Source organism: Streptomyces sp. NPDC050546, from assembly GCF_044457425.1.
In the GTDB taxonomy this organism is placed as follows: Bacteria; Actinomycetota; Actinomycetes; order Streptomycetales; family Streptomycetaceae; genus Streptomyces.
In genome coordinates this window covers 176,320-189,583 of record NZ_JBITGX010000011.1, presented here as the reverse complement: position 1 = coordinate 189,583, position 13,264 = coordinate 176,320, and the positions used below count along the sequence as shown (strand labels likewise).

Here is a 13,264-nt window from a genome sequence, read left to right as displayed (position 1 = left end):
AGACCGGCGGCCTGGGGCGACACTTGTGCGGCCCCCCGGTGGCCCCCGCTTCAGGCCCTAGAGGAAGGTGTCCGCGTGCCCCGCCGCAGAATCGGCTTCTGGTACCGCTTCGCTGCGGTGATCTGCAAACCGCCGCTGGTGGTTCTGCTCAGGCGGGACTGGCGCGGAATCGAGCACATTCCGGCTGATGGTGGATTTATCACCGCGGTGAACCACAATTCGCACGTCGATCCCTTCGCTTACGCGCACTTTCAGTACAACACCGGGCGTGTCCCGCGATTCCTCGCGAAGAGCGGGCTTTTCAAGAGCGGATTCGTCGGGGCCGCCATGCGGGGCACCGGGCAGATCCCCGTCTACCGCGAGAGCACGGACGCGCTCAGCGCTTTCCGGGCCGCGATCGACGCCGTGAACCGCGGTGAATGCGTCGCCTTCTATCCCGAGGGCACACTCACCCGCGACCCGGAAGGCTGGCCCATGACCGGCAAGACCGGGGCGGCGCGCGTGGCCCTGGAGACCAAGTGCCCGGTGATCCCCGTCGCCCAGTGGGGCTGCAACGAGCTGCTGCCGCCGTACGCGAAGAAGCCGCACCTCCTGCCGCGCAAGACGCACCGCGTGCTGGCCGGGCCGCCCGTGGACCTCACGCGGTTCTACGACCAGGAGATGACCGCGGATCTCCTGAAGGAAGCCACCGAGGTCATCATGGCCGCCGTCACCTGTCAGCTGGAGGAGATCCGCGGGGAGAAGGCGCCCGCCACGCCCTACGACCCGCGCCGGGAGCGGGTCGAACAGCGGCGCCGCACCCAGGCGCAGACACAGCGGGGCGGGCAGGAATCGGTGCAGTCGGTGCAGTCGGCGCAGGAAGAGGGGCTGGGCAAGTGAGCAAGCCGGTCAAGGCGGCGGTCCTGAGCGCCGGTTCGTGGGGTACGGCGTTCGGCATGGTGCTCGCCGACGCGGGGTGCGAGGTCACCCTGTGGGGGCGCCGCCCGGAGGTCGTGGAGGCGATCAACTCCACCCGGACCAATCCCGACTACTTCCCGGGCGTCGAGCTCCCGGAGAACGTACGGGCCACCACGGACCCCGCCGAAGCCGCCGCGGACGCGGACTTCACGGTCCTGTCCGTCCCCTCGCAGACCCTTCGCGGCAACCTCGCCGAGTGGAGCCCGCTGCTCGCTCCCGGCACGGTCCTCGTGTCACTGATGAAGGGCGTCGAACTCGGTTCCGCGATGCGCATGAGCGAGGTCATCGACGACGTCGCCAAGGTCGGTCCGGAGCGGATCGCCGTGGTCACCGGGCCCAACCTGGCCCGGGAGATCGCCGCGCGGATGCCGGCCGCCGCCGTGGTCGCCTGCACCGACGAGGCCGTCGCCCAGCGGCTCCAGGCCGCCTGTCACACGCCGTACTTCCGCCCGTACACCAACACCGACGTCGTCGGCTGTGAACTCGGCGGCGCGGTGAAGAACGTCATCGGTCTCGCCGTCGGCATCGCGGACGGCATGGGCCTCGGCGACAACGCCAAGGGCTCGCTCATCACCCGCGGTCTCGCCGAGACCACCCGGCTCGGCATGGCCCTGGGCGCCGACCCGCTGACCTTCTCCGGACTCGCGGGCCTGGGCGATCTGGTGGCCACCTGTTCCTCGCCGCTGTCCCGCAACCACACGTTCGGCACCAACCTCGGCAAGGGCATGACCCTCCAGGAGACCATCGCGGTCACCAAGCAGACCGCCGAGGGCGTCAAGTCCTGCGAGTCGGTGCTGGATCTGGCCCGGCGGCACGGAGTCGACATGCCGATCACCGAGACGGTCGTCGAAATCGTGCACGAGGGCAAGCCTCCGGTGGTGGCCCTCAAGGAGCTGATGTCGCGCAGCGCGAAGCCCGAACGACGCTGAGCGACGCGACGCCGGGGGCGCTGTCTCCGGGCCCTACCAACGGGTACTCTCAAGCCGATATGAGCACCGAGAACCTCCCCCAGAGCCCAGAGCAGCCGCCTCGCAAGCCGCGTGTGGCCGTCGTGTTCGGCGGGCGCAGCTCCGAACACGGGATCTCCGTGGTCACCGCCGGCGCCGTCCTCAAGGCCATCGACCGGACCAAGTACGACGTCCTGCCGATCGGCATCACCCAGGACGGCCGTTGGGCGCTCACGGCGGACGAACCGGAGCGGATGGCGATCGTCGACCGGCGCCCGCCGAGTGTCGACGCGCTCGCCGAGTCGGACGAGGGCGGAGTGATCCTCCCGGTCGACCCCGCCAACCGCGAAGTCGTCTACAGCGAGCCGGGATCGGTTCCCAAGGCGCTCGGCGAGGTCGACGTGGTCTTCCCGGTGCTGCACGGCCCGTACGGCGAGGACGGCACCCTCCAGGGCCTCCTGGAGCTCTCCGGCGTCCCGTACGTGGGTTCGGGTGTGCTCGCCTCGGCCGTCGGCCAGGACAAGGAGTACATGAAGCGGGTGTTCACCTCCTTCGGACTCCGGGTCGGCCCGTACGTGGTGGTCCGCCCGCGCGAGTGGGAGAGGGACGAGACCGGCGCCCGCAAGAAGATCGTGGACTTCGCGGGCGAGCACGGCTGGCCGCTGTTCGTGAAGCCCGCCCGCGCCGGTTCGTCGATCGGCATCACCAAGGTCGACGACCTCTCCGGACTCGACGAGGCGATCGCCGAGGCCCAGCGGCACGACCCGAAGATCCTGGTGGAGGCCGCGCTGCGCGGCCGCGAGATCGAGTGCGGCGTCCTCGAGTTCGAGGACGGCCCCCGCGCATCGGCCCCCGCCGAGATCCCCACGCCCGAGGCGCACGCGTACTACGACTTCGAGGCCAAGTACATCGACTCGACGCCGGGGATCGTGCCCGCGCCGCTGACGCCGGAGGAGACGGCCGAGGTCCAGCGCCTGGCGGTCGACGCCTTCGAGGCGGCGTCCTGCGAGGGCCTGGTCCGCGCGGACTTCTTCCTCACCGAGGACGGCGAGTTCGTGATCAACGAGATCAACACGATGCCCGGCTTCACGCCCATCTCGATGTATCCGCAGATGTGGCAGGCGAGCGGGGTGTCCTACCCGGAGCTGGTGGACCGCCTGGTGCAGGCGGCACTTGGCCGTTCGACGGGCCTGCGCTGAATCGACGGCGGGTCGCGAGAGGCGTCAGGAGGCGATCCCCTCGGGGATCGCCTTTTTCACAGCGGCAGCCAGATCGATCAGCACCCCGGAGCTGTCCGGCCCCTCGGGCACGCGCACTTCCACGTACGCCTCCCGGTTGGCGGTGGTGAAGACGTGCCCGCCGTCGTCCCGCTCCTCCATCAGCCAGTCCACCCCGTTCACACCTCCGGCGACAGCGTCCGGATCACGTCCGTCCGCCACCTTCGGATCGATCATCTTGGGCGGCTGCGGAACACCGCAGCGCAGTATGATCGCCGGGCTGCCCCAGCCCGCCGTCAGCGCCGACGCGGGCTCGGGATCCTCGCGGCGCTCTCCGTCCACCTTCGCGGGCAGTACCTTGTCCAGGTTCCGGCACAGTTCGGTCGCCTTGACGCCCGGACTGGGAACCGCCGCCGACGCGCTGTCGTCTGCTGAGGAACAGCCCGCGACAGTGATCAACAGCGCGAGAGCGGGCAGGCGGAACATGCGGAAGACAGAACGGTGCCGGTGACGGAAAGAGTTCACCGGCACAGGGTAGACGGGGGCTAGATATGGACGACCGGGCAGGTCAGGGTGCGGGTGATGCCGTCCACCTGCTGGACCCTGGCGACCACCAGACGACCGAGATCGTCGACGGTGTCGGACTGGGCCCGCACGATGACGTCGTACGGTCCTGTCACGTCCTCGGCCTGGACGACCCCAGGGATCTTGCTGATCGTCTCGGCGACGGTCGACGCCTTGCCGACCTCCGTCTGGATCAGGATGTACGCCTGTACCACGGAACCTCCAGGGCGGCCACGAGGATCATGTGGGGAAAAGGAACGCCACGGTATCGCGTCGCCGCTCACCACGGGGAGACCCGCGGGGACCGGGTCTTGCGCGCCGGGGTGCGCATCCGGCAGAACGTGACGGTCACTTCGACCGTAGCGAGGCCAGGGATGCCTCGCGACCGGGTATGGACAGGGACAGAAGGGGAGAAAGGGCAATGAAGGGCACTGTTGGTGAGCTCGGTGAGTTCGGGCTCATCAGGGAGCTCACCTCCCGTCTGACCACCACCCCGGCGGTCCGGGTGGGCCCCGGCGACGACGCCGCCGTGGTGGCCGCGCCCGACCGCAGGGTCGTGGCCAGCACGGACATCCTGGTGGAGGGCCGGCACTTCCGCCGGGACTGGTCGACGGCCTACGACGTGGGCCGCAAGGCGGCCGCGCAGAACCTGGCCGACATCGCCGCCATGGGCGCCGTACCGACCGCGCTGCTGCTCGGTCTTGTCGTCCCGGCCGACCTGCCGGTGACCTGGCCGAGCGAGCTGATGGACGGCCTGCGCGACGAGTGCCAGGTGGCGGGAGCCGCCGTGGTCGGCGGTGACGTCGTACGCGGGGACTCGATCATGGTGTCGATCACGGCGCTCGGCGATCTGCGCAACCAGGAGCCGGTGACACGGGCGGGCGCGCAGCCCGGCGACCTCGTCGCGGTGACCGGCTGGCTGGGCTGGTCGGCGGCCGGGTACGCGGTGCTGTCGCGGGGGTTCCGCTCGCCGCGCGCGTTCGTCGAGGCCCACCGTCGTCCCGAGCCGCCGTATCACGCGGGTCCGGCCGCCGCCGGGCTCGGGGCGACCGCGATGTGCGATGTGAGCGACGGGCTGATCGCCGACCTCGGGCACATCGCCGAGGCCAGCAAGGTGCGGATCGACATCCGCTCCGGGGCGATCGACATCCCGACCCAGATGAACGACATCGGTCAGGCCGTCGGCGTCGACCCGATGCAGTGGGTGCTGACCGGGGGAGAGGACCACGCGATCGTGGCGACGTTCCCGTCGGACGTGAAACTGCCCGCGCGCTGGAAGGTCATCGGCGAGGTCCTCAACCCCTCGGCGCTGCCCCAGGTCACGGTCGACGGGGCGCCGTGGACCAGCAAGGGCGGCTGGGACCACTTCGGAGACATAGAGTCATGATCCCCAACGTCCTCACCGTGGCAGGCTCCGACTCCGGCGGAGGCGCGGGCATCCAGGCCGACCTGAAGACGATGCTCGCGCTCGGCGTGCACGGCATGAGCGTCGTCACCGCGGTGACCGCGCAGAACTCCCTCGGTGTGCAGGGGGCTTGGGAACTGCCCGTGGAGGCCGTGCGGGCCCAGTACCGCAGTGTCGTCGACGACATCGGCGTGCAGGCGGTCAAGACCGGGATGCTGGCCTCCGCGGAACTCGTGGAGGAGGTGGCCGGGTTGCTCGCGGGGACGGACGCCCCCGCGGTCGTCGACCCGGTGGGCGTCTCCAAGCACGGCGACTCCCTGCTCGCCGCCTCGGCGCTGGACTCCGTCCGTACGAAGCTGCTCCCCGTGGCGACGGTCGCCACCCCGAACCTCGACGAGGTGGCCCAGCTGACGGGGGTGCGGGTCGAGTCGGAGGAGCAGTTGCGGCGGGCCGCGGCGGCCGTGCTCGCGTACGGGCCGCGGTGGGTGCTGATCAAGGGCGGGCATCTGCCCGGGGACGCCGTCGATCTGCTCACCGACGGCTCCGAGGAGCACTGGCTGCGGGCGCCGCGCCATGACAACCGGCACACGCACGGCACGGGCTGCACCCTGGCCTCCGCGATCGCCTCACAGCTCGCGAAGGGGCGGTCGGTGCCGGAGGCGGTGGCGGCGGCCAAGGAGTACGTCACGGGAGCCGTCGCGGCCGGCTTCGCGCTCGGCGGGGGCATCGGGCCGGTCGACCACGGCTGGCGGTTCCGCGGCGACGCGTAGCCGCTCGGGTGCGGCGCTCAGGCATGACAAAGAGCCGGTCCACCTGAGGTGGACCGGCTCTCTGAGCGAACCAGCAGTGGCCGCGCGCTGGCTGAGCGTCAGCGCGAGACCTTGCCGGCCTTGATGCACGAGGTGCAAGCGTTCACGCGCTTCGGCGTCCCGCCCACCACGGTACGCACACGCTGGATGTTCGGGTTCCAGCGACGGGGCGTACGGCGGTGCGAGTGCGAGATGTTGTTGCCGAAGCCCGGCCCCTTGCCGCAGACGTCGCAGTTGGCAGCCACGGGTCACTCCAAAGACTTCAGATGCACTTACGGTTGATCCCGGCATGCCGGGATCAGGATCGAAGATCTGAGTGGCGGTGCCAGGGGAATGGCCCGATTGGGATCGGGCAACCGGAGCAGCATACAACGACTGCCCCAGGACGACGAAACTACCATGGTCGGGCGGTGGTCTCACCTGGCCCGCTTCCGGTGAGGGCCGCTCCGGAGACTACGCTGCGTGCCACGTCCAGCAGCTGAGGGAGGCACGGTGGCGCAGGTGCCGCAGACATTCTTCGATGCTCTCGCGGTGCGCACCTGGTGCGGTCTCGCCCTCGAGACGCTGGGGCGGGCGCGTGAGGAGATCGACGCGATCAACGTCTACCCCGTGGCGGACGGGGACACCGGCACGAACCTGTACCTGACCGTGGAGTCCGCGGTCGCCGCGGTCGAGGCGGTGTTCGCGGGCCATGCGGCGGGGGCGGGTCCCGAGGGGCCGACGTTCGCCGATGCCGTCCGGGCGATGGCGCACGGGGCGCTCATCGGTGCCCGCGGGAACTCCGGGACCATCCTCGCCCAGCTGCTGCGCGGCATGGCCCAGGTGCTGGCCGGCGACGAGGCCGCCCACGCCGACGGCCAGGGCCTGCGGCTCGCCCTGCGGCACGCGGCCGACTCCGCGCGCCAGGCCGTGGCCCACCCCGTCGAGGGCACCGTCCTCACGGTCGCCTCGGCCGCCGCCGACTCCGCCGACGGTGCCGAGGGCGACTGCGGGAAGGTGGCCCGGGCGGCCTACGAGGGAGCGCGCACGGCTCTCGCCGCGACGCCCGGCCAGTTGCCCGTCCTGGAACGCGCCGGGGTGGTCGACGCCGGTGGGCGAGGGCTGGTGGCGGTGCTCGGGGCGCTGGTGGAGACGTTCACGGGGGAGACGCCGCGGGCGGTGGCGGCGGGTGCGGTGCGGGTGAGCGCGGGGGTGGAGGGCGCGGCTGCGGCTGCGGCGGCTGATGCGGCTGCGGGGGCCGGTGGTGCGGTTGGTGAGGCCGGAGCGGCTGGTGTGGCTGGTGCGGCGAGCGTGCCGGGGGCCAGGGGGTCCGGGGACGGGGCGGCTGAGAGCCTGGCCGGGGCGTACCTCGGCCCGGACGAGGATCTGCACGAGTGCGCCGACAGCACCACCGATCCGGGCCGCGACGGGCCCGCCTTCGAGGTGATCTACCTCCTGGAAGCCGAGGACGCGGCCGTGACGCGGCTGCGGGAGCGGCTCGACGCCCTCGGGGACTCCCTCGTCGTGGTCGGCGGTGACGGGCTGTGGAACGTCCATGTCCATGTCGACGACGCGGGCGCCGCCGTCGAGGCCGGCATCGAGGCGGGGCGGCCGTACCGGGTCCGCATCACGCACTTCGGTGCCGGTGACGTGCACACCACCGGCGCCGAGCGGCCGCCCCGGGAGCGCGCCCAGCGTGCCGTCGTGGCCGTGGTGCCCGGTGAGGGCCTGGCCGGGCTGTACGCCGAGGCCGGCGCGACCACCGTGCTCGCACGCCCCGGGGAGCCGCCCGCGAGCGGCGAGCTCGTACAGGCCGTACGGCGGGCCCACGCGCGCGAGGTCGTGCTGCTGCCCAACGACGCCGAACTGCGTCACACCGCCGCGGCGGCGGCCGAGCAGGCCCGTACGGAGGGCATCCGCGTGGCTCTCATCCCGACCCGCTCGGCGGTCCAGGGCATCGCCGCGCTGGCCGTGCACGAGCCGGAGCGCCGCTTCGACGAGGACGTCGTGTCGATGACCTCGGCGGCCGGCGCGACCCGCTACGCCGAGGTCACCGTCGCCGAACGCCAGTCCTGGACGATGGCAGGCATCTGCCAGGCAGGCGACGTCCTCGGCCTGATCGACGGCGACGTGGCCGTGATCGGCACGGACGTCGCGGCCACCGCCGGGACCGTCCTGGACCGGATGCTCACGGCCGGGGGCGAGATGGTCACCCTGGTGCTCGGCGACGACGCCCCCGAGGCCATCGCCGAGCACCTGGAGGGCCGGGTCCGCGAGGGGTACCTCGCCGTCGACACGGTCGTGTACCGGGGCGGACGGCAAGGAGCGCTGCTCCTCATCGGCGTGGAGTAGGCCAGGACCGGCACGGGTCAGGATCTGCGTGGGGCAGGCCAGGGTCTGCGTGGGCAGGCCAGGACCGGCGCGGGGCAGGCCAGGATCGGCGTGGAGCAGGCCAGGATCGGCGCGGGGCAGGACGGGACCGGTGTGGAGCAGGCCCGGGACTCACCCCTGCCGCTCCGCCACGGACTGGAGCATGTGCCCGGCCTCCGCCCGCCGGGCCCGCACCTCCTGGCCCTCGCCGGCTCCCGTGTCGTCGGAGTCGTCGTGTCCCTCGTACGCCGCCAGCACCGCACGCGCGCGTGCCACGGCCTCGGCCGAGCGGCCCAGGTCGGCCTCCAGCCAGCCCGCGGCCAGCTCGGCGCCGGTGCGGCTGTGCAGGGCGCCGTCCCCGAGCGCCGAGAACACCTCTACCGACCGGATCACTTGGGACAGGGCCTCCTCGAACACGGCCCGCGCCGAAGCGCCTTCGAGGCCTTCGGCGCCTTCGGCGACGGAACGGGCCAGCAGGTCGCCGAACTGCCGGTGGGTGTGGCCGAGTTCGGCCGTGAGCGGGAGCCGGGACTCCTCGTCGGCGGCCTCGTCCCGTGCCGTCTCGCAGGCCCGGACCGCGCTCGCCATCAGGCCCCGTGCCTCGCTCAGCCCGTCCGGCGCCTGCAACGCCAGCCAGGCGCGGGCGCGCTGGGAGCGGACCAGCCCATGGGTGTTGCCGAGTTCGCGCCACAGGTCGCCCGCGCGGGTGTAGGCCCGGTCCGCCTCGGTGGCCAGCCCGGCCTGCCCGAGCGACTCACCGGCCAGATGGGCGAGGGTGGCGTGGTCCTGCTGCTCGGGCCAGTGCCGGGCGATCTCGGCTGCCTGCAGCCGCCGTTCGGCCGCCGCGCGGTGCTCGCCGAGTTCGCTCAGGCAGTCGCCGAGCCACCACCGCGCCTGCACGACCGCCCCGTCGCCGTGCGTCTCGGCGGTCAGATCGGGCAGCGCCGACTCCAGCACCTCGGCGGCCTCGGCCCACCGCTCCTGCCGCAGCAGGAAGCCGCCGAGCTGCTGCCGTGCCCAGGCACCCAGCGTCGCGCTCTCGCCCGCCTCGTCGGCCCAGTGCGCGGCCTGCAGGGCGTGCTCCGCGGCCTCCACGGCCTCGCCCCGGCCGCCGGTCACCTCGGCGAGCTGGAGGTGCAGCTGGGCCCTCCCCGGCGCCTCCAGCTGTGCCCCGCCGTGCTCCAGGGCCGCCCGCAGCGCCCGTTCCGCCTCCGCCATGTCGCCGAGGTGGTGGGCCAGGGACGCCAGCCGGGCCTCGTACTCCACCGCGTACCAGGGCAGCCCCGCCGCGACGAACGCCGCCGCGCCCCGTGCGAACAGCTCTGCGGCCGACTCCAGATCCCCGGCCAGTCCCGACAGCTCGGCGAGCATCGCCTGCGCCTCGGCTTCCCGCGCCGCCAGCCGTACGTCCTCCCCGGTCCGCCCGTCGACGAGCGCGAGGAGTTCGCGGACGGCGGCTTCGGCCTCCGCGAGCACCGCCTCCGTCCCGGGACCCTCGGCCGCGTGCGCCCGGCGCATCAGGATCCGGGCCCGTCCCATCACGACGGACGCCGTCTGGCGCAGGCCCGTGCCGCCGGCGGCGTACAGCGCGAGGATCTCGTCGTACGGGCCGGCCACGGCCGTGACCGCGTCGGCCACCTCACCCCCGAGAGCGCGTACGTACGCCGCACGCGTGCGTGCCGCCAGGGCCTCGCCCGGATCGCCCGCCTCCGCGTACAGTCCGGCCGCCCGCTCGAAGAGCTCGGCACCCCCGGGGCCGAGGCCCATGGCCTCGTGGTCCGCGATCTCGGCCCGGTCGCGCGGGTCCAGCTCGACGCCCTCCGCGGCCCCGGCGACCGCCGCCCAGGCCTCCACGGCGCCCGGCCGCAGAGTGTCCGACAGCCGCCGTGCCTCGGCCAGCAGGGCGGGCGGATCCGGCTGCCCGGTGACCGCGGTCGACACGGCCGGGGGAGCCGGCGGAGGGACCGTCCGCACCGACCGCACCCCCAGCGGCAGCCGCTCCACCAGGGGTTCCCGCGCCATACGCGCGCGTGCCCGCTCGCTGACGTATGCCGTGCCGTTGCGCTCGTCGAAGCGCGTCGCCAGGGCGAGGGTCTCCGCACGCGCGTGCGTGGCCAGTTCCCGGGCCGTCCACTCCCGGCCGGCCGGGCCCGGCACCTGCCGGTCGCCGAGCCCGAGTCCGGTCAGCCGGTCCATGAGCAGGGCCACCACGCTCATGAAGTCCAGCTTGCTCTGCGGCTGCCCCTCGTCCGTGAAGTACGCGGGCCGCTCCGCGAGCAGCTCCAGGCCGCGCGCCTCGTTGCCGGTCAGCGCGCAGAACTCCACGTGCTCCGCGTACGCGCCGCGCATGCTCTCCATGGCCCGTACGAGCCGGAAGCCCCGCAGATGGTGCGCGCGTGCCTCGTCCAGGCGGCCCAGCCGCAGCAGCGGCACCAGGGAGGAGGCGAGGGCCGTGTGCGGCTCGTGGGCGCAGGCGTACTCGCCCTCCAGCACCGGCCGCCACAGTTCCACGGCCTCCGCGTCCCGGCCCCGCTCCGCCTGCCACCAGCCCTGCCCGTGCAGCTCGCAGGCGTGGCAGTCGGCCATGCTGTCCCGGTCGGCGGCCAGCCAGGCGGCGTACGCCCGCTCGGCCCGCGCGATGTCCCCGACATGCGCGGCCACACTGTGCTCGGCGCTGCGCACGGCCCGCTCGGAGTGCCCGGCGAGCCGGTAGCGGTGCTCCATCTCACCGAGCCACTTCTCGATCGACGCGAGCGGGATGTGCGGCTGGTCGAGCATGCCGGACGACACCCACTTGAAGACCCAGTGCAGCGAGTGGGTCTCGTACGCGTCGAAGTCCTCGGGGTGTTCGTCCCACAGGCGCAGCAGGCGGGCGAAGGGGACGAACATCTTCCCCTTCTCGGAGCTGTAGTTGTAGACCTTCAGCTGGTGCCCGAGCGCCTCGATCACGGCGAGTGGGACGCTCAGCTTCTCGGCCGCCGTCAGCAGTTCCTCCGCGCGCGCATTGCGGGCGGGCCCCTCCGGCTCCTCGGAGTTCTCCGCCATCGCCCGGCGCAGCGCGTCGAAGTCGGTGATCTCACTCATGCCTGACCCTCCTCGCTGTGCGTGGCCCATTCCAGGAGACCGAGGAACGCGCGGTTGAGCAGCGCCGAGTCGGCGGGCCTCAGCGGCCGCTGCGCCATCAGCAGGGCCTGCCCGTACAGCGACTCCGTCGCCGTGCCGATCAGCTCGGGGTCGCGCAGCGCGCTGATCCGCCGGACCAGCGGATTGAGGTGGTTGAGCACCAGACGCGCGCGGGGAGCGCTGCCGCGCAGGGAGCCGAGGATGCCCGCCCACAGGTCGTCGGCCTGCGCCTCGGCGTCGGCCCGGGCCTGTTCGTGCCGGGCGTCCCGGTCGTCGAGGTGCAGCGCGGGCACCGAGAGCGGGTGGAAGGCGCGCAGCACCACATCGCAGCCCAGCTGGTCGAGCCGGGCCCGGGCCGCCGCCAGGAAGTCCGAGAGGGCCAGCTCCTCGGCCGGGTCGACGGCGTCCAGATGGGCGGTCACGGTGTCCGCGTCCAGCTCGGCGACGACCGTCCCCGGCCGCACCGACGGCAGCGCCTCCACCAGCTCGCTGTCGTACGTGTAACCGCCGTTGATCACGCCGATGCCCTGCGCGGACGCGATCGGCGCGACCTGCCGGTACTCCTCGACGGTCCGCGTGAAGTGCACCACCGGGTGCCGCTGCGCGAACTCCTCCAGGGACAGCCGCCCGTCGGTCGTCTCGAAGGGCAGCCACGGCAGCATCGTGCGCAGCATCTCCCGGTCGTGCCGGGCCAGCGACTTCACCCCCAGGTGGTGCACGGACAGGAACACCCCCAGCCGTTCCGGATCACCGGCCGCCAGGCCCGTCAGCCACGCGCGGATCCGCTCGCCGAGCGCCTCCCGTACGGCGGCCAGGGTCTCGTCCTCGTACAGCGACTCGCGCGAGGCCGTCGGCCGCAGGCTGTCCGTGTCCAGTACGCAGCGCACGAAGAACGCCCAGTCGGGCAGGAGCTGCTCGGCCCGCTCGGTCAGCAGCATGCCCTTGAGATGCACGCGATGACCCGCGCGCTGGGCCGGGCTGACCGCCGACGGCAGCACATACGCCACCCCGCGGATGCCGGCCAGCGGCACGGCCAGGTCGATCGTGTCCAGCGGGGTGAAGCCGAACAGGTCGTGGCAGTGCCGGGCGAGGGCGACGCGGCGGCCCGCCGGGCTCGGATACGAGCGGTCCCAGGGCGCCGGGAGGTCGGTGACCGCCTCGTCGCCCACCCGCACGTCGTACGGCAGCAGCGATCCGAAGTCCCGTGCCAGGGCCGCGACCCGCTCGGGCGTGAGCCACTCCGCCGCTCCCGCCCGGGCCACCAGGTGCACGGTCGTGCCCGGTTCGGGCCGCTCGGCGTCCGGCAGCGTCCGCACGGTGTACGAACCGTCGTCCCGGGCCGTCCACTCCACGGGCGGCGCCCCGGGCGTACGGGCGCTGCGGCTGACCACCCGGATCCGCTCGGCCACGACGAAACAGGCCAGGAGCCCGATGCCGAACTGCCCCAGGAAGTCGGAGCGGGCCTCCTGAAGACCCTCGGCACGCTTGGAACTGCGCCCGATCGTTGCGAGGAGGCTGTGCACGTCCGCCTCGGTGAGCCCCACGCCGGTGTCCTCGACACGCAGCGCGCCGCCCTCCGCGTACAGCCGCACCCGGGCCGGGGCGTCGGGCTCGTCCGTGCGTCTGGCCGTGATGGCGTCCACCGCGTTCTGCAGCAGCTCGCGCAGATACACCTTGGGACTGGAGTAGAGGTGGTGGGAGAGCAGGTCCACCAGACCACGCAGGTCGACCTGGAACGTATGAGGTGACTGGGGCGAACGGGGTGCCTGGGAAGCCTGTGAGGTCTCGGAATCCATCATCACGGCGCCGATGGGGGACTCGCGACGGCGCGGGGTCGGGCGGTCCCGGTGGGGCGGTGACCGCGAAGAAGGGCCGGGAGCGCGCCATCCTAAG

11 protein-coding genes are annotated in these 13,264 nt (G+C 72.8%); 6 read left to right on the top strand and 5 right to left on the bottom strand.

All coding sequences use genetic code 11. The features are described 5' to 3' along the window. The first annotated feature begins 75 nt into the window (after nucleotides 1–75). Genes ACIBK5_RS27100 through ACIBK5_RS27090 form a run of 3 tightly spaced genes read left to right on the top strand, consistent with a single transcriptional unit; the run spans nucleotide 76 to nucleotide 3,103 of the window. Nucleotides 76–879: a lysophospholipid acyltransferase family protein gene (locus ACIBK5_RS27100; RefSeq protein WP_399023316.1), complete on the top strand. Its 804-nt coding sequence runs from the start codon at nucleotides 76–78 to the stop codon at nucleotides 877–879. Then, nucleotides 876–1,886: an NAD(P)H-dependent glycerol-3-phosphate dehydrogenase gene (locus ACIBK5_RS27095; protein ID WP_399023315.1), complete on the top strand. Its 1,011-nt coding sequence runs from the start codon at nucleotides 876–878 to the stop codon at nucleotides 1,884–1,886. Before ACIBK5_RS27100 ends, ACIBK5_RS27095 begins: the two co-directional genes overlap by 4 nt. 59 nt (nucleotides 1,887–1,945) lie before the next feature. Next, a complete protein-coding gene (locus ACIBK5_RS27090) occupies nucleotides 1,946–3,103 on the top strand; it encodes a D-alanine--D-alanine ligase family protein (RefSeq protein ID WP_399023313.1) in 1,158 nt (385 codons plus the stop codon). 24 nt (nucleotides 3,104–3,127) lie between these two features. Here ACIBK5_RS27090 and ACIBK5_RS27085 read toward each other — a convergent pair whose 3' ends face one another. Together ACIBK5_RS27085 and ACIBK5_RS27080 are read right to left on the bottom strand one after the other, a co-directional pair. Then, nucleotides 3,128–3,607 (bottom strand): DUF3515 domain-containing protein, encoded by a 480-nt coding sequence (locus tag ACIBK5_RS27085; RefSeq protein WP_399023311.1) that lies wholly within the window; start codon nucleotides 3,605–3,607, stop codon nucleotides 3,128–3,130. Nucleotides 3,608–3,666: 59 nt separating this feature from the next. Continuing rightward, the gene (locus tag ACIBK5_RS27080) at nucleotides 3,667–3,900 is read right to left on the bottom strand and encodes an Lrp/AsnC family transcriptional regulator (RefSeq protein WP_399023310.1); all 234 of its coding nucleotides are present in this window, start codon (nucleotides 3,898–3,900) and stop codon (nucleotides 3,667–3,669) included. Between the two features lie 206 nt (nucleotides 3,901–4,106). Here ACIBK5_RS27080 and ACIBK5_RS27075 point away from each other — a divergent pair, with 206 nt between their 5' ends. Then, nucleotides 4,107–5,072, top strand: a complete 966-nt coding sequence (locus ACIBK5_RS27075; protein ID WP_382496958.1) for a thiamine-phosphate kinase — start codon at nucleotides 4,107–4,109, stop codon at nucleotides 5,070–5,072. Then, complete coding sequence (gene thiD / locus ACIBK5_RS27070; protein ID WP_399023307.1) at nucleotides 5,069–5,860, top strand: bifunctional hydroxymethylpyrimidine kinase/phosphomethylpyrimidine kinase; 792 nt, start codon at nucleotides 5,069–5,071, stop codon at nucleotides 5,858–5,860. The genes ACIBK5_RS27075 and thiD overlap by 4 nt, the downstream gene beginning before the upstream one ends. A 98-nt stretch (nucleotides 5,861–5,958) precedes the next feature. Here the strand turns inward: thiD and rpmB are convergent, their stop codons facing one another. Then, entirely contained in the window at nucleotides 5,959–6,144 is a 186-nt protein-coding gene (gene rpmB, locus ACIBK5_RS27065) for a 50S ribosomal protein L28 (protein WP_004924906.1), read from the bottom strand. Between the two features lie 247 nt (nucleotides 6,145–6,391). On the opposite strand from rpmB, the gene ACIBK5_RS27060 reads away from it, so the two are divergent. Continuing rightward, a complete protein-coding gene (locus tag ACIBK5_RS27060) occupies nucleotides 6,392–8,230 on the top strand; it encodes a DAK2 domain-containing protein (protein ID WP_399023305.1) in 1,839 nt (612 codons plus the stop codon). Between the two features lie 150 nt (nucleotides 8,231–8,380). On the opposite strand, the gene ACIBK5_RS27055 is transcribed toward ACIBK5_RS27060, so the two are convergent. Next, nucleotides 8,381–11,332, bottom strand: coding sequence for a tetratricopeptide repeat protein (locus ACIBK5_RS27055; protein WP_399023303.1), 2,952 nt, complete (start codon nucleotides 11,330–11,332; stop codon nucleotides 8,381–8,383). Next, entirely contained in the window at nucleotides 11,329–13,167 is a 1,839-nt protein-coding gene (locus tag ACIBK5_RS27050) for an HSP90 family protein (RefSeq protein ID WP_399023552.1), read from the bottom strand. The genes ACIBK5_RS27055 and ACIBK5_RS27050 overlap by 4 nt, the downstream gene beginning before the upstream one ends. Nucleotides 13,168–13,264: the final 97 nt, after the last annotated feature.

Excerpts from the sequence above, each read along its gene's own strand:
- ACIBK5_RS27090 (WP_399023313.1), top strand. The coding sequence starts at position 1,946 with ATGAGCACCGAGAACCTCCCCCAGAGCCCAGAGCAGCCGCCTCGCAAG.
- ACIBK5_RS27085 (WP_399023311.1), bottom strand. The coding sequence starts at position 3,607 with ATGTTCCGCCTGCCCGCTCTCGCGCTGTTGATCACTGTCGCGGGCTGT.
- ACIBK5_RS27075 (WP_382496958.1), top strand. The coding sequence starts at position 4,107 with ATGAAGGGCACTGTTGGTGAGCTCGGTGAGTTCGGGCTCATCAGGGAG.
- thiD (WP_399023307.1), top strand. The coding sequence starts at position 5,069 with ATGATCCCCAACGTCCTCACCGTGGCAGGCTCCGACTCCGGCGGAGGC.
- ACIBK5_RS27055 (WP_399023303.1), bottom strand. The coding sequence starts at position 11,332 with ATGAGTGAGATCACCGACTTCGACGCGCTGCGCCGGGCGATGGCGGAG.
- ACIBK5_RS27050 (WP_399023552.1), bottom strand. The coding sequence starts at position 13,167 with ATGGATTCCGAGACCTCACAGGCTTCCCAGGCACCCCGTTCGCCCCAG.